Annotated in this window: 14 protein-coding genes; 8 read left to right on the top strand and 6 right to left on the bottom strand. The window is 69.0% G+C overall.

Going from position 1 to position 16135, the window contains the following annotated elements:
* Positions 1-114 precede the first annotated feature (114 nt).
* Positions 115-282, bottom strand: a complete 168-nt coding sequence (locus ABCS02_RS11750; RefSeq protein WP_345835822.1) for a hypothetical protein — start codon at positions 280-282, stop codon at positions 115-117.
* Between the two features lie 35 nt (positions 283-317).
* Between ABCS02_RS11750 and ABCS02_RS11745 the strand changes: the two genes are divergently transcribed.
* Positions 318-728 (top strand): hypothetical protein, encoded by a 411-nt coding sequence (locus ABCS02_RS11745; protein ID WP_345835821.1) that lies wholly within the window; start codon positions 318-320, stop codon positions 726-728.
* Positions 729-885: 157 nt separating this feature from the next.
* Here ABCS02_RS11745 and ABCS02_RS11740 read toward each other — a convergent pair whose 3' ends face one another.
* On the bottom strand, positions 886-1953 hold the full coding sequence (locus tag ABCS02_RS11740; RefSeq protein ID WP_345835820.1) for a substrate-binding domain-containing protein: 1068 nt from the start codon (positions 1951-1953) through the stop codon (positions 886-888).
* Positions 1954-2096: 143 nt separating this feature from the next.
* Between ABCS02_RS11740 and ABCS02_RS11735 the strand changes: the two genes are divergently transcribed.
* The 5 genes from ABCS02_RS11735 (at position 2097) to ABCS02_RS11715 (ending at position 10208) form a co-directional block, all read left to right on the top strand.
* Positions 2097-4187 (top strand): beta-galactosidase, encoded by a 2091-nt coding sequence (locus ABCS02_RS11735; RefSeq protein ID WP_345835819.1) that lies wholly within the window; start codon positions 2097-2099, stop codon positions 4185-4187.
* Positions 4184-5071 (top strand): sugar ABC transporter permease, encoded by an 888-nt coding sequence (locus tag ABCS02_RS11730; protein ID WP_345835818.1) that lies wholly within the window; start codon positions 4184-4186, stop codon positions 5069-5071. Before ABCS02_RS11735 ends, ABCS02_RS11730 begins: the two co-directional genes overlap by 4 nt.
* Before the next feature lie 89 nt (positions 5072-5160).
* Positions 5161-5970, top strand: coding sequence for a carbohydrate ABC transporter permease (locus ABCS02_RS11725; protein WP_345836333.1), 810 nt, complete (start codon positions 5161-5163; stop codon positions 5968-5970).
* A gap of 92 nt (positions 5971-6062) precedes the next feature.
* Positions 6063-7409: a sugar ABC transporter substrate-binding protein gene (locus ABCS02_RS11720; RefSeq protein ID WP_345835817.1), complete on the top strand. Its 1347-nt coding sequence runs from the start codon at positions 6063-6065 to the stop codon at positions 7407-7409.
* A 66-nt stretch (positions 7410-7475) separates the two neighbouring features.
* On the top strand, positions 7476-10208 hold the full coding sequence (locus tag ABCS02_RS11715) for an RICIN domain-containing protein (protein WP_345835816.1): 2733 nt from the start codon (positions 7476-7478) through the stop codon (positions 10206-10208).
* A gap of 15 nt (positions 10209-10223) precedes the next feature.
* Here the strand turns inward: ABCS02_RS11715 and ABCS02_RS11710 are convergent, their stop codons facing one another.
* The gene (locus ABCS02_RS11710) at positions 10224-11267 is read right to left on the bottom strand and encodes an NAD(P)-dependent alcohol dehydrogenase (RefSeq protein ID WP_345835815.1); all 1044 of its coding nucleotides are present in this window, start codon (positions 11265-11267) and stop codon (positions 10224-10226) included.
* Between the two features lie 213 nt (positions 11268-11480).
* Between ABCS02_RS11710 and ABCS02_RS11705 the strand changes: the two genes are divergently transcribed.
* Both ABCS02_RS11705 and ABCS02_RS11700 read left to right on the top strand, forming a co-directional pair.
* A complete protein-coding gene (locus ABCS02_RS11705; protein ID WP_345835814.1) occupies positions 11481-12023 on the top strand; it encodes a MarR family transcriptional regulator in 543 nt (180 codons plus the stop codon).
* Positions 12024-12121: 98 nt separating this feature from the next.
* Positions 12122-13174 (top strand): NAD(P)-dependent alcohol dehydrogenase, encoded by a 1053-nt coding sequence (locus ABCS02_RS11700; protein ID WP_345835813.1) that lies wholly within the window; start codon positions 12122-12124, stop codon positions 13172-13174.
* A 6-nt stretch (positions 13175-13180) separates the two neighbouring features.
* Here the strand turns inward: ABCS02_RS11700 and ABCS02_RS11695 are convergent, their stop codons facing one another.
* From ABCS02_RS11695 to ABCS02_RS11685, 3 genes are read right to left on the bottom strand one after another with little or no spacing between them, the layout of a single operon-like run.
* Complete coding sequence (locus ABCS02_RS11695) at positions 13181-14242, bottom strand: zinc-binding dehydrogenase (RefSeq protein WP_345835812.1); 1062 nt, start codon at positions 14240-14242, stop codon at positions 13181-13183.
* 16 nt (positions 14243-14258) lie between these two features.
* Positions 14259-15677: an aldehyde dehydrogenase family protein gene (locus ABCS02_RS11690; RefSeq protein WP_345835811.1), complete on the bottom strand. Its 1419-nt coding sequence runs from the start codon at positions 15675-15677 to the stop codon at positions 14259-14261.
* Positions 15668-16057, bottom strand: coding sequence for a cupin domain-containing protein (locus ABCS02_RS11685; RefSeq protein ID WP_345835810.1), 390 nt, complete (start codon positions 16055-16057; stop codon positions 15668-15670). The genes ABCS02_RS11690 and ABCS02_RS11685 overlap by 10 nt, the downstream gene beginning before the upstream one ends.
* Positions 16058-16135 lie beyond the last annotated feature (78 nt).

Below are 16135 nucleotides of genomic sequence, written 5' to 3'. Positions count from 1 at the left end.
CCGCGCAGACGTATCCGTAGCCTGTTTGCTCGACGTTCAAGAATGCTTCGTCCGCAAGATGTTTTTCCTAGCTAAGGAATGACTCGCTTCTGGACTAGGTGCCGCGGATGTTGCTCAGCGAGAGGGACGAGCGAAGCGGGCGGCAAGTTCGTCGAGGGGCGCTGCTTCGGTGAAGGGGCCGAGGCGGCCGTTGGCAGCGGATAGATAGATGCTGAAGTCCTTGACACGATCGGGGCCGGGTTCACCCGCAGTTTCGAAGAACACGACGTGCCTGGCGACCATACGCCATCGTTCCACCCCTGCGTGAGCGTGTCGCTGTGACGAACGACGACGTCAGCGTCTGGATCTGGTCCGATAGCGACCGGCGATCCACTGACCGGCGCCCCATTTTCGCCGGGCTCCCAGATCTGTCCGGTGGCCGGCCGGCCCACGGCGGTCGCCCCGGTGAACCGTGGGATGCTCGCGTGGCCCAGGTCCTCGCCGTGGATCCTACGCACGAACTCGTCCGCGAAAGTGCGGACTCGTCCGGGCGTGGCGGGCAGCAGATCGGTGACCATGTCGGCCGGGACCTGGGCGATGACCGCCTCGAACGCATCCGGGAGTTCGCGCGCCATGGCGTCGACAGTGTCGACCATGACGCTGCGTGGTACGCCGAGCACGTCTCCGGTGCGGACGAGGTTTCGGCCGGTGAGCTTCCGGTAGTGGCGTTCCCGCTACGAGGAGATTGAAGACGAACAGGGACGCCATGGTCTGCTGGTCTTCGACCACGTAAGCGGGCGATGAGCAGTCCGTGACCGGTCGAACTACGATCCGCAGATCATCGTCGATGTCGAGCGGGTGCGGTCTGCGCTGCTCGACTGATCTCGACCGGCGGCGCCCGGAGGGTCAGGCGGCGGGGCGGGGTGGGGCGACGGCGGTCGAGTCCCGGACCACCAGGCTCTCGGAGCCGGGGGCGTCGTCGGTGCGGACTGCGGCGGTCTCGCCCGGGTCGATCACGGCCAGCAGGGCCTCGACCGCCTCGCGTCCCTCCGTCTGGAAGTCCACGCGGATGGTCGTCAGGGCGGGTGTGAAGTAGGCCGAGTCCGGGGTGTCGTCGAGGCCCGTGACGCTCACGTCGCGCGGCACGTCGAGGCCGCGGCGGCGGAGGGCGTACATCGCCCCGAGCGCCATCTGATCGTTCGCGGCGACGATCGCGGTCGGCACGCGCGCCTCCTCGTCGCCGAGCGTCGCGATCGCGTCGTATCCGGACTTCGCCGACCAGTCCCCGTACCGGACGCCCGCGACGTGGAGGCCGCGTCGATCGATGGATGACCGGAACGCGTGCAGGCGGTTGCGGGCCGCGGCCCAGTCCTCGGGGCCGGCGATGTGGAGGAACGAGGTGTGGCCCAGCTGCTGCAGATGCCCGATCGCCTCGTCGATCCCGCGCGTCGCCGCCCGCGACGCCGCCAGCGTCTCGGGCTCGTCGGTCTCACTCGCGATGATGACCGGGACATCGAAGCGCGTCTCCTCGAAGACCTGGCGCGTCCCATCCGTCGAGGCGAACGCCACGATCCCCGCGAGGTCGTACTGGGTGAGCGCGCGGATGGCGTGGCCGATCTCGGTCACGTCGCCCATGTCGAGGCTCACGACGTCCAGAAGATAGCCGGCCTGGCGGGCCGCGGCCGTCGCCCCCTGGATGACCATCGCCGGACCGTACTGGTGTGCTTCGTGGGTGAGCGCGCCGATGCGCGTCGATCGTCCGGTGATGAGCGCCCGCGCCGAGAGGTTGGGCTTGTAGTCGAGCGTCGCGATCGCCGCCTCGATCTTCACCTTCGTGGCCGCCCGCATGTCGAGGCCGCGCACGTATCGGCTGACGGACTGATGCGAGACTCCGGCGACGCGCGCGACATCATAGATCGTCGCCCCCCGACGGGGGAGCGCAGAGGGGCCGCCTGCGGTCGAAGGGTCGGCCATTCCGAACTCCGCATCTCGATCTCTGAAACAAGGGTTGCGCCACGAACTGTTATCGAGAACAATAGCCGACGAGTCAAACTGTTTTCGATAAAAGTTTGCTCGTTCGATCCAGTCCGATGGAGTACTCGAGTTCGATGCCCGCAATGACGCCCGCCCTTCCCGCCGAGGTCCTCCTCGGTGTCGCCTACTACCCCGAGTACCACCTCGCGGACCGGCTGACCGAGGACCTCGACCTCATGGTCGCGGCGGGCATCACGCTGATCCGCGTCGGCGAGTCGGTCTGGTCGACGTGGGAGCCGCGCGACGGCGAGTTCGATCTCGAATGGCTGCAGCCGACGCTGGATGAGGCGCACGCCCGCGGGATCCGCGTCATCCTCGGCACACCGACCTACGCGGTGCCGCCCTGGCTGCAGGCGGCGTACCCGGAGATCGCGGGCGAGCGGCGCACCGGCGAGCGGATCGCGTGGGGTGCCCGGCAGGAAGTGGACTACTCGCACCCGGCCTTCCGGTTCCACGCGGAGCGGGTGGTCCGCCGGATCGCGCAGCGCTACGCATCCCACCCGGCGGTGATCGGCTACCAGGTCGACAACGAGCCGGGTCTGGAGCTCCTGCACAACCACGGTGTGTTCACCGGGTTCGTCCGGTCGCTCAAGCGGCAGTACGGGGACGTCGAAACGCTCAACCGGGAGTGGGGCCTGACCTACTGGTCGCACCGCATCGACGACTGGAGCGAGCTCTGGCGCCCGGACGGGAACACGTTCCCGCAGTACGACCTGGCCTGGCGCCGGTACCAGGCGCAGGTGACGACCGACTTCATCGCCTGGCAGGCGGCGATCGTGCGCGAGTACGCCCGGCCCGACCAGTTCGTGACCACGTGCCTGCAGTACCCGCGCCCCGCGCTCGACGACCGCACGGTCGTGGCGGCGTTGGATGTCGCGGCGGGGAATCCGTACTACGGGATGCAGGATCGCCTGGATGCCTCGAAGGAGCTCCCGGCGCTGAACTACTGGACGACGAGCGGGGTGGCCGGTCTGTTCCGCCAGGCCGACCGGCTGTACTCGTCGCAGCAGGGGCGGTATCTGGTCACGGAGACCAACGCGCAGGCGATCGACGCGTCCGAGAACAACTTCCCGCCGTACCCCGGTCAGCTGCGCCAGGCCGCGTTCGCCTTCATCTCCCGCGGCGCCGCGCTCGTCGAGTACTGGCACTGGCACACGCTCCCGTACGGGGCCGAGACGTTCTGGGGCGGAGTCCTCCCGCACAGCCTGGTACCCGGCCGGGTCTACCGGGAGGTGAGCCGCATCGGCGCCGACCTTCGGGCGCTGGGCTCTGCGCTCGCCGGCTACGAACCGGACGCGGAGGTCGCGATCCTCTGGTCCACGCCGAGCCGCTTCGCCCTGCAGTTCATGCCGCCGTTCGCGCAGCCCGGGGGTGCGCCCGACGCCGAGTCCTACGAGCACATCGTCGACGGGTTCTACCGCGGCGCGATCGACGCCGGCGCGCAGGTGCGCATCCTCCACGTCGAGCAGGCGCGGGAGCTCGCGCCCGAGACGCTGGTCGAGCGCTTCCCCGTGCTGGTCGCCGCGGGCGTCTACATCGCCTCCGACGAGGACATCCGGATGCTGCGCGACTACGCGGCGCTCGGCGGACATCTCATCCTCGGGCCGCGCACCGCGTATGCGGACGAGGAAGCGCGGGCTCGCGTGGAGGTAGCCCCGCCCGGCCTGGCGGAAGCCGCGGGTGTCAGCTACGAGGAGTACTCGAACCTCGAGGCCCCCGTGCCCGTGCGGGGGACGGGCCTGCCCGAGGACGCCGCCGGGACGCTCTGGGTCGACGGTCTCCTTGCCGGTGCGGCCGAGAAGATCGCCGGCTACGACCACCCGAGGTTCGACGACTTCGCGGCCGTGACGACGCATGCCCACGGTCGCGGACGGATCACCGTCGTCGGCACCGTGCCGACGCCGTCGCTCGCACGCGCGGTCTTCGCCGGCGCCGGGCTCGACCGCGGCGGCGTGCTGGCGGAGATCCCCGCTCCCGTCACCGTGCAGAGCGGTGTCGCCCCCGGCGTGCGCCACGCGTTTCTCTTCAACTGGGGATGGACGCCGCAGCGGGTCACGCTCGCCGCATCCGCCGTCGATGCGCTCACCGGCGAGACGCTCCCCGCCGGTGCGTCGCTGGACCTCGGCGCGTGGGATGTCCGCGTGGTCCGCACCGACGCAGGGGGACACCGATGATGGCGGCGATCCGCCGCCGGCGGCGGGACTGGCGGGGATGGCAGTTCGCCGGTCCGTTCGCGGTCGTCTTCGCGCTGGTGTTCATCGCGCCGCTCGCGTACGCGCTCTACCTCAGCTTCTTCCAGAAGCGGCTCGTCGGCGGCAACAGCTTCGTCGGCTGGGACAACTACGTCGCGGCGCTGAGCGACCCCCAGTTCTGGGACGGCTTCCTTCGCGTCGTGCTGTTCCTGCTCGTGCAGGTGCCGATCATGCTCGTGCTGGCCCTCATCGCCGCGCTCGCGATCGACAGCGCGCGCCTCTACGCCACCGGGCTCTTCCGCATGGTGATCTTCCTCCCCTACGCGGTACCCGCCGTGGTCGCGGTGCTGATCTGGGGCTTCATGTACGGCGACAACTTCGGGCTCGTCGCGGACCTGAACCGGATGCTGGGCGCGGATGTGATCCAGCCGTTCTCCTCCACCTGGATCCTCGCCTCGATCGGCAACATCGTCACCTGGGAGTACGTCGGCTACAACATGCTGATCTTCTACTCGGCCCTGAAGACGATCCCCGCCGACCTCTACGAGGCCGCCGAGATCGACGGAGCCCGCGGATGGCAGGTGATCCGCGCGATCAAGCTGCCGGCCGCGCGCGGCGCGATCGTCATCGCGACGATCTTCTCGATCATCGGCAGCTTCCAGCTGTTCAACGAGCCGAACGTGCTCAAGCCGCTCGCGAACAACGTGATCACGAGCTACTTCACGCCGAACATGTACGCCTACAACCTGTCGTTCGCCGGTCAGCAGTACAACTACGCCGCCACGGTCGCGATCATCATGGGCGTCATCACCGCGGTGATCGCCTACGTCGTCCAGCTGCGCGGCACCCGCAGGGAGGACCGATGACCACGACACTGCGCGTCGTCAACCCGAAGGCCCGCCGCCGGGGCTTCTCGATCACGCACCCCCGGAAGTCGGTCGCGAAGACCGTCGTGATGGTCCTGTTCCTGCTGTACGCGCTCGTCCCGCTGGGGTGGCTGGTCATCAACGCGAGCAAGACGCAGCCCGACCTCTTCACCACGTTCGGCCTCGGGTTCGGGGGGCACTTCGCCCTCTGGGACAACATCGTCGCGACCTTCACCTACCGGGACGGCATCTTCCTCCGGTGGCTCGGCAACACGCTGCTGTACGTCGTGGTGGGCGCGGGCGGTGCAACCCTCCTCGCCGCCCTCGCCGGATACGGCATGGCCAAGTTCAGCTTCCCGGGGCGCAGGGCGTTCTTCGCCGTCGTGCTGGGCGCGATCGCCGTCCCCGGTACGGCGCTGGCGGTCCCGACGTTCCTGCTGTTCAGCCAGATCGGGCTCACGAACACGCCGTGGGCGATCATCATCCCGTCCCTCATCAGCCCCTTCGGGCTGTATCTGATCTGGGTGTACACGCTCGACTCCGTGCCGACCGAGCTGCTCGAGGCGGCGCGCCTGGACGGAGCGAGCGAGATGCGCACGTTCTTCACGATCTCCGTCAAGCTGCTCGCTCCCGGGATCGTCACGGTCGCGCTGTTCGCGATCGTCGCGACGTGGAACAACTACTTCCTCCCCCTGATCATGCTCAGCGATCCGAACTGGTACCCGCTCACCGTCGGGCTCAATCAATGGAGCTCGCAGGCCTCCGGGGTATCCGCCGAACCGATCTACAACCTCGTGATCACCGGATCCCTCATCACGATCGTGCCGATCGTCGCGATCTTCCTGTTCTTGCAGCGCTTCTGGCAATCGGGCCTCAGCGCCGGAAGCGTCAAGCAGTGAATCGAGAGCACTGACTGCACGAGAACGACTCCCTCTCGATCAGCACCCGGGTCACACATGCACCCACCGCACGAAGAAGTGAAAGGAACAGCATGTTCAACATCAGACGCTCCCGCTCCTCGCGGGCTGCCGCGGCGATCGTCATCGCCGGCCTGACGGCGTTGTCACTGGCCGCCTGCGCCGGCGGTAGCGGCGCGTCCAGCAGTCAGGGCACGGCCGCCGACCTCGACGCCGCACTGCAGAAGGGCGGCGACCTCACGTACTGGACCTGGACGACGTCGGGCCAGGCCCAGGCCGACGCGTTCATGAAGCAGTATCCGAACGTGAAGGTCACGGTCGTCAACGCCGGAACGGCGAAGGACGAGTACGCCAAGCTGCAGAACGCGATCAGCGCCGGCAGCGGCGCCCCCGACGTGGCGCAGATCGAGTACTACGCCCTCCAGCAATTCTCGCTGTCCGACAGCCTGCTCGACCTCACCCAGTACGGGATGAACGACCTGAAGGACAAGTACACCGCCTCGACCTGGGGAGCCGTCAACATGAACGGCGCGCTCGTCGGCCTCCCGCAGGACTCCGGTCCGATGGTCATGCTCTACAACAAGGACATCTTCGACCAGTTCGGGCTGCCGGTCCCCACGACGTGGGACCAGTACGTGGCGGACGCGCAGAAGCTCCACGCGGCGGACGCGACGAAGTACATCACCAACGACGCCGGCGACCCCGGCTACGCGAACCCGATGATCTGGCAGGCCGGCGGCCGCCCCTACAAGACCGACGGCACGAAGGTGACGATCGATCTCCAGGACAAGGGGACGAAGCAGTGGGCTGATATGTGGAACAAGATGCTCGAGCCGGGTCTCCTCTCCGGCATTCCCACGTGGTCGGACGACTGGTGGAAGGGGCTGAGCAACGGCACCCTGGCGACGATCATCACGGGAGCCTGGATGCCCGGCATCCTCGAGAGCACGGTGAAGGACGGTGCCGGGAAGTGGCGGGTCGCCCCGATCCCCAGCTACGACGGCAGCGCCACCACCTCCGAGAACGGCGGAAGCGCCCAGTCCGTGATCAAGCAGACGAAGAACCCGGCGCTGGCCGCCGCGTTCCTCCGCTGGCTGAACAGCTCGGACGACAGCATCGGCGTGTTCCTGCAGGCCGGCGGATTCCCGTCGACCACGGCGCAGCTCAACAACCCGGACTTCCTCAACGCCGCTCCCGCGTACTTCGGCGGTCAGAAGATCAATCAGGTGCTCGTCGACGCGTCGAAGAACGTCTCGTCCGGATGGGAGTACCTCCCCTTCCAGGTCTACGCGAACAGCGTCTTCGCGGACACGGTCGGCAAGGCCTACGCGGCCAAGTCGGACCTGAACGCGGGGCTCGTCGCGTGGCAGAACAACCTCGTGACGTACGGCAACGGGCAGGGTTTCCAGGTCAATAAGTAGTGCATCCCGGTGGTGCCGGGTCCGATTCGGGCCCGGCACCACTGCGCCCGCAGGACAGGAGCACCAGTGAACAAGAAGGTATGGGGGGCGGCGCTCGGCGTCGTCCTCGCGGTATCCGCGCTCGCGGCAGTCCCTGCAACGAGCGCGCAGGCGTACACCCCGGCCGGCGGCACCCTCTTCGACCTGGGCAGCGCCTCGTGTCTGAAGGGACTCGGGAACTGCGCGGTCTATCCGAAGTCGGCGCAGCTGCCGGACGGGCGGCTCGTTGCGGCCTTCGAGAAGTCGACGGTCGTGCCCTCCTCGGGGAGCGCGAACGGTCAGACCATCCCGATCTATACGAGCGGAGACTTCGGGACGACGTGGCAGCCCCTCTCCGAGGTGAAGGCGCCGGCGTTCCTGTCCTCGGATCCGCAGTGCGCGGCCTACACGAGCAACTGGACGAATCCGTACCTCTACGTCCTGCCCGAGGACGTCGGGCAGCTGAAGAAGGGCACGCTGCTGCTGGCCAGCATCGTGTCGGGCGACGACGCCTACTACCTGCAGCACAAGGCCGCCGACCCGAACTGGGTGCCGAACAACGACGGGGACCGTCGGAACGTGTCGCTCGCGCTCTACTCGAGCGTCGACGACGGCGCGAGCTGGAGCTTCGTCAACCTCATCGCCCCCGGCGGCTGGCAGGGCGGAAGCGCGGGAGCGATCGGGACGAACGTCGCGGACGCCAACGCGACGCGTCAGGTGGATCCGATCTGGGAGCCGTACCTGATGGCGTATCAGGGCACGCTCGTCGCCTACTACTCCGATGAGAACGACTACCTCGGGGTGGATCCGGCGAGCGGTGCCCCCATCCCGGACCCCGACAACGCGACGGCGACGGATTCGCACGGCCAGATCCTCGCGCACCGCACGTGGGACGGATCGAGCAGCGCCTGGAGCTCCCCGGTCGTCGACGTGTCTGGGACGACCGTGTCGATGGGCAACGGCAAGACCGAGATCGGCGGCGGCCGGCCGGGCATGGCCAACGTCGTCCCGACGACGGACGGCAGGTGGATGCTCACCTACGAGTACTGGGGCGGCGGCGCGAACGTCCGTGTCAAGATCGCCGACGATCCGCTGCGCTTCTTCGCGGTCGGCGGTGCGGCCGGCGACGAGATCAGCCACGCCGACGGCAGCCAGGGCGTGCTCCCCTCTGCGCCGGGGTCCCGCGGACTGTCGTGGGGCGGGAGCCCGGTGCTGATCCGGATGCCGGACGGCAGGCTCGCCTACAACGCGGGCGGCAGCGGCGACGTGTGGGTCAACGCCTCCGGGCGCAGCGACGGCGTGTGGACGCAGTACCAGACCACGCTCGGATCCGGCTACAGCCGCAATCTCCAGTACGTCGCCGGGACCGGACGCCTCGAGATCCTCCAGGGAACGTGGGGCGGCGCCTCGAGCGCAGCCGTCATCCGGTATGCGGACGTCGACTTCGGGTGGTCCGACGGGGCCTACTACAAGATCGTCAATCGCAAGACGGGACAGGTGATCGGCACCACCAACAATTCGACGGACGCGAACATCGGCAACCACGATGTTCCGGACGTGCGGCTGGAGGCCGACGGCAGCGCGAGCAACGCGGACACGCAGCTCTGGCACCTCACGACCAAGGCCGACGGCAACGTCAACCTGATCAACAAGTCCGGGGGGCGCACCGCCGCGATCTGGACCGGGAACGCGACGGCGGGTCAGCGGATCGGCCAGTGGGTGGACAACACCGCGGGCGGCCTCTTCTCCCTGCACGCCAAGGCCGACGGCTCCGTCTACTTCCAGAGCGTTCAGAACCCGGCGCTCTTCCTCACCGGCGCGACCGCCGGCGCGGCGCTGACGCTCCAGCCCTCCGACAACGGTGCGGGCGCCCAGGACTGGACCCTCGTGCCGCAGGCGCCCACGTCGGCCGACCTGACCCCGGGGAACCAGGCTCCCGGCCTGATCGGCGACGCGCCAGCCGGGCCCGGGGCCGGTCTCGCGCTCGACGCGACCGCGGCCGATCCGTCCGGGACCGCGCTCCACGCGGGTGCGACGGGACGCGCGTACCTGTTCGTCGGAACGGACGCGCCCGTCGACCTGGGCACCGTCGCGTTCGATGCCGGCCAGAAGGGCACCGTGACGCTGCCGGCGGGGCTCCCGTACAACACGGCCTACCGCGTCGCTGTCGTGTTCGACGGCACCCCGCTCCTGTGGGACACCGGCGCCTCGGGGAAGGCCCCGTCGTCCGTCGCGGCGGACGCGGTGAGCTCCGCCTGGGGCGTCGCCGCGCAGCTCCGCGTCACGGTCACGTCGACGCTCCCCGTGTCCGGGAGCGTGACGCTCACCGAGGGGACGGTCGCGCGCGGCACGGCGACCATCGCCGACGGAGCGGCGAGCTTCGCGCTGCCGGTCGGGCTCGCGGGCGGGACTCACCACCTGTCGATCGCCTACTCCGGCAGCGACACGGTGAGCGCGGCGACGGGATCGGTGGATGTCACCGTGGTGCTCCCCGCCGCGTGGAGCACGTCCGCCACCTATCGCGCGGGGGACACCGTGAGCTTCGGCGGACAGGTCTTCACCGCCGGCTGGTACTCCCACGCCGAACAGCCGGGCAGCAGCGTGTACGGGGCCTGGCAGCAGATCGCGATGACCGAGGACGGCGCGACCGTCTGGACGCCTTCGCGGGTGTTCCAGGCCGGGAACCGGGCGATGTACAACGGCGTGAGCTACGTCGCGAAGTGGTACACCCGCAACCAGGCGCCCGGCGACCCCTACGGTCCATGGATGGTGGCCGGCTGAGCGCGCTGGAGTGGATCAGCCGAGGGTGGCCATGTCGATGACGAAGCGGTAGCGGACGTCGGAGGCGAGGAGCCGGTCGAACGCCTCGTTGATCCGATCGACCGGGATCAGCTCGATTTCTGCGCCGACACCCTTCTCGGCGCAGAAATCGAGCATGTCCTGGTGGTCCTGGATGGAGCCGATCAGCGATCCGGTGTAGCTGCGCCGGTTCCGCAGGAGGGACCACGCGTTGATGGACATCGACTGGCCCGGTGCCCCGACGTTCGCCAGCGCTCCGCCGAGGGCGAGCGTCGAGAGAAGGGCGTCGAGGTCGATCGGCGCGCTCACGGTGTTGATCACGAGGTCGAACGTGTTCTCCAGCGAAGGCAGGACCGCCGGGTCGGACGTGACGAAATAGTGGGCGGCCCCGAGGCGCTTCGCGTCGTCCTGCTTCGCGGCCGAGTGCGACAGCACGCTCACCTCGGCGCCCATCGCCGCGGCCAGCTTCACGGCGACGTGCCCGAGGCCGCCGAGTCCGACGATCGCGACCTTCTTGCCGGGGCCCGTTCCGTGGTGGCGCAACGGCCAATAGGTCGTGATTCCGGCGCAGAGCAGCGGGGCGGCGACGTCCATGGCGAGCCCGTCGGGGATGCGGAGCACGTAGTCCTCGCGCACCACGATCCGCTCGGAGTATCCGCCCTGCGTCCGCTCCCCGTTCGCGTCGATCGATCCGTAGGTGAGCGTGATGCCGCGCAGGCAGTACTGCGCCTCGCCCGCCGTGCAGTTCGCGCACGTCCCGCACGAGCCGACGAAGCATCCCACTCCCACGCGGTCACCGACCGCGTACCGCGTGACACCGGATCCGACCTCGGCGACGATGCCGGTGATCTCGTGTCCGGGCACGAGGGGATAGGTCTCCTCCCGCCATTCGCTGCGGGCGTGACTCACGTCGGAGTGGCAGACGCCGCAGTACGTGATGTCGATCAGGACGTCGTCGGCCGCGAGCGCACGTCTCTCGATCGTCGTCTTGGCGAGCGGCTCGGTCGCCGCCGTTGCGGAGTATGCAGCCACGGTGAACACGGACGCCTCCTGGATCTTGTCAATGCCTAGCCTGTCTGTTACTTGACTAGTTTGGATGTGAGCCACGATACATGTGGGACGTACGTCGGTCGAGATTCGTTCGCGAAAGTGCGGTTGATCGTTCGTCCGCCGGTGCGCGTGGGAGCATTGGCCTCGAGAGAGGCCTTGACAAGACCAGGAGAAGGTCCCGTGCTACGTAAGGAACCGCCCAGCATGAGAGCGCGTCACGTTCGAGCGGAAGAGCTCGCCGACGTGACGGCGTCCGCCGTGTCGCAATGGCATCCCGAGGTGAACGAGCTGCCGCTGCGGCTCGCGTTCAACCTGAAGCGCGCCGCGACCGCGCTCACGCAGCGGGAGGAATCCGCCTTCTCCGGCGCGACCAATCGCAGCGTCGCCGCCGTCCGGGCGCTGACGATGATCTGGATGTTCGAGCCCGTCGAGGCTCGCGACATCGCCGAGCTGTCCGGGTTCAGCAGACAGGCGATCTCGGGGGTGCTGACGACCCTCGAGCGCGATGGGCTCATCTCCCGCGAGCGGGCGGTCGGCGCGGATCGCCGACTCGCGCCGGTCTCGATCACCGAGGCCGGTCGCGACCTCTTGGGGGAGGTCCTGCCGCGGCAGAACCTCGTCGACGAGGACTTCTTCTCGGTCCTCGACGATGACGAGCGGCAGCAGTTGGTGGCCCTGATCGGCAAGGTCATGGCGGCCCAGCTCGCCGACCCGGAACCGGATGGAGACGATCCCTCCGAGGAGTAGTCAAGTGCTTTTCTGTCAACACATTGACTAGATGAGGCCGATCGCTCTAGTGTGACGGTGCCGTGGTATCCGCGGGCACCGATGCACAGGAGGACTGCATGATCGCTGTCAATGCGCGTGCGACGTTCGGCCCGCATGAGCCGTTCACCGCGTTCGATCTCGAGCGTCGGGATGTCGGCCCGACCGACGTGCTGATCGACATCGCGTTCGCCGGAATCTGCCACTCCGACATCCACCACGCGCACAACGACTGGGGCGGAACCCGCTATCCGCTGGTTCCCGGCCACGAGATCGCGGGCACGGTCGCCGCCGTCGGATCGGACGTGACACGGTTCGCGGTCGGCGACCGGGTCGGGGTGGGCTGCATGGTCGACTCCTGTCGGGAGTGCGACAACTGCCGTGCCGGCTTCGAGCAGTTCTGCCGCCAGGGCGACGTCAAGACGGCCAACGGCACCGACCGCCAGGGGAAGCCGACGCAGGGCGGGTACAGCGAGCGGATCGTCGTCGACGAGCGTTTCGTGGTCCGCGTGCCGGACGGCATCCCCCTGGAGAACGCCGCCCCGCTCATGTGCGCGGGCATCACCCTGTTCTCGCCGCTGCGCCAATGGGGCGTCGGACCGGGAACCCGGGTCGGGATCGTGGGATTCGGCGGCCTGGGTCACATCGGCGTCCAGCTGGCGTCGGCGATGGGCGCGCACACGACCGCGCTGGACCTCTCGCTCGACAAGCGCGAGGACGGCCTCCGGCTCGGCGCGGCCGAGTACTTCGCGACGAGCGATGACACGGTGTTCACGTCCCTCGCGGACTCCTTCGACGTGATCATCTCGACCGTCCCGGTGAATCTGGACATGGGCAAGTACCTCGGACTCCTGGACACCGGCGGCGTCCTCGTGCTTATCGGCGCGCCCGAGCGGCCCCTCGAGATCGGTGCGTTCTCGCTGCTGCGCAATCGCCGGTCGATCGCCGGCACGCTCATCGGCGGGATGCCGGAGACGCAGGAGATGCTGGACTTCTGTGGCGAGCACGGCATCCGCGCGGAGGTCGAGATCGTCGACGCCGACGAGATCGACGAGGCCTATCGGCGCGTGATCGCCGGCGACGTCCGGTACCGGTTCGTCATCGACGTGAGCACGATGGCCGCCGCGGCCTGACGGACGTCACAGCACGACGACGGCCCGGCCGACCACCCGGCCGGCGCGCAGGTCCTGGATCCCCTCGTCCAGCTCGCTCAGCGAGTACCGATTCGTCACGAGCTCGTCGAGCCTCAGGTCGCCGCGATTCGCCCACTCCGCGAAGACCGGGAAGTCGCGGTCGGGCGAGCACAGGCCGCCCAGGGCGCCGATCAGGGTCTTGCTGGTCGAGAGGAGCTGCATGCCGTTGAACGAGAAGGGGGCCCGCGGCGCGCCGACGAGGACGAGCGTCCCCCCGGCGCCGCGGCCGGCGACCCCCGCGCGGACGGCGCCGAGACTGCGGGCCAGGTTCTCGCCGATGCCGGTGCAGTCGAAGCCGACGTCCACGCCCGGTCCGCCCGTGAGCTGACGGATGACCGCCTCGGGGTCATCCGTCCGGGCGTTGACCACGTGCGTGGCCCCCATCGACCGGGCGACCTCCAGCTTCTCGTCGTGGATGTCGACCGCGATCAGGCTCGACGCACCCAGGGCGTGCGCGCCGGAGAGAGCCGCGAGCCCGACGCCGCCCAGGCCCCAGACGGCCACGGAGCGACCGGAGACATCACCGGCGGCGTTGAGCACGGATCCCGCGCCGGTCATCACGGCGCAGCCGATGATGCTCGTCAGGTCGGGGGAGAGACCAGCGGGGGCCGTGACGACATACTGCTCGTCCACGACGGCGTGCGTCCCCCAGGCGAAGACGTTGTGCGTCACCGCCACGCGGCCGTCGCGGAGCGGGATGCGGGACGCCCCGGGCGCGCGGGATGCGCTCGGGTCGCGCGGGAGCCACGTCAGCAGCACGTCATCGCCCGGCTGAACGTGCGTGACGTTCTCGCCGGTGGCCACGACGACACCCGCCGACTCGTGACCGATGACGAGCGGCTCCGCCCGCGACGGATTGTCGATGAGGTCCAGCTGGCTGTGGCAGATGCCGAAGGCCTGCTGCTCGATGACCACCTCCCACGGCCCGGGCTCCGGGAGGTCGACGGTCTCGAGCTCCAGCTCCTTCCGACCCGGGGGAAGGACGGCCAGCCGTGCGGTGATTCCCATGTCGCTCCCTCGTCGGTCAGCCCATGACGGACTGGTACTCCATGAACTCCTCGATGCCGACGCGGCCCCATTCGCGGCCGACGCCGGACAGCTTGAACCCGCCGTGCGTCCCGTGCTTGTCGAGCGGGGCGCCGTTGATGCGGACGCGGCCGACGCGAAGACGCTTCGCAACGCGGTGCGCGTGTTCCGCATCCGCCGACCAGACGCCTCCTGCGAGGCCGTAGTCCGAGTCGTTGGCGATCGAGATCGCCTCCTCTTCGTCGTCGAAGGGGATGATCGTGACGACCGGCCCGAAGATCTCCTCGCGCGCGATGCGCAGGGAGTTGTCCCCGCGGAACACGGTGGGGCGGACGAAGTAGCCGCGGTCGAGACCGTCCGGCATGTCCGTCCCTCCGGTGAGCAGCGTCGCGCCCTCGGCCACGCCCCCCTCGATGTATTGGCGCACCCGCGCCTGCGCGTCGCGCGAGACGACCGGGCCGAGCGTCGTGGCGGGGTCCCAGGGGTCGCCCGCGATGTACCCGCGCGCCGCGTGGACCGCGATCTCCTCGGCCGCGCGCAGCCGGCTCCGGGGCACGAGCACGCGCGTCAGCCCGCCGCAGACCTGTCCGGTGTTGCGGAACGCGTCCTGGATCCCGAGCGTGACGGCGCGCTCGAGATCGGCATCCTCGAGGATGACGTTCGGCGACTTCCCCCCGAGTTCGAGATGGACCCGCTTTACGCGCGCGGCGGCGACCTCCATGACCCGTCGACCCGCGCGGACGGATCCGGTGATCGAGACCATGTCGATCAGGGCGTGCCCCGCGATCGCCTCGCCGACCTCCGGTCCGGTGCCGTTGACGAGGTTGAGGACGCCGGCGGGCAGCCCCGCCCGCTCGGCGAGGTCGACGAAGAGCGCCGCGGTCAGCGGCGCGATCTCGCTGGGCTTGAGGACCACGGTGCAGCCGGCGGCGATGGCGGCGCCCGCCTTGCTGCAGATCGACCGAAGCGGCGCGTTCCACGCGGTGATCGCGCCCAGCACGCCGGAGGGCTCGCGTCGGATCACGGCGGTGGGCGACACCCGCTCCTGCCACGCGATCGCAGGCAGGCTCTCGGCGATGATGGTGAGCTCGTCCACGGCGCCGGCGGTCTGGGTGATCGCCGCGAGGGACGCCGGGTAGCCGACCTCGCGGACGATGCACTCCGTGAGCTCGTCGGCGTGCTCGTCGACGAGCTCGGCGAGCGACCGGAAGATCTCCACGCGCTGCTCTACCGACGATCGGGCCCAGGCGGGGAACGCGTGCGCGGCGGCGGCAGCGGCGCGATCCACGTCCTCCGCGGTGCCGCGCGCCACGGTGCCGATGATCTCCTCGGTGGCGGGATCGACGACGTCGATCCCCTCGGTGGCCGTGGAATCGATCCACTCGCCACCGACGTAGATCCGATGCGTCACGCCCATGTCCGGGCGAACTCCTCGTCCGTGACCTCGCGCAGGAACGTCGAGGTGCCCATCGAGATCGCCTTGTACGTGACGAACGTGTCGGGGGAGGCGCCGTGCCAGTGCTCCTCGCCCGGAGGAGTCCAGACGATGTCGCCGGCCGCGACGACCTGGATGCCGTCTTCCCGGGTCGCGATCATGCCCCGCCCCCCGTCGATGAAGAAGAGCTGACCGTGGGAGTGTGTGTGCCAGAACGTCCGCGCTCCGGGTTTGAAGACGCCGTAGTTCACGGCGATCCCGTCCGCCTGGAGGACGGTGTCGAGGAGCACGTCTCCCGAGGTCGAGCCGACCTCGGACCCGAGACGCACCGGCTGGTCCACTCTGCCGCGACGAAACAGCATGTCCACTTCCTTCCGTGCTCGCTCCAGACTGTAGGATCGGGCCAAGACTGTCAAGCTCTTGTCTAATTGCGCGATCGA

It is taken from the genome of Microbacterium sp. X-17, assembly GCF_039615055.1.
This window is presented reverse-complemented; position numbering and strand designations above follow the sequence as displayed.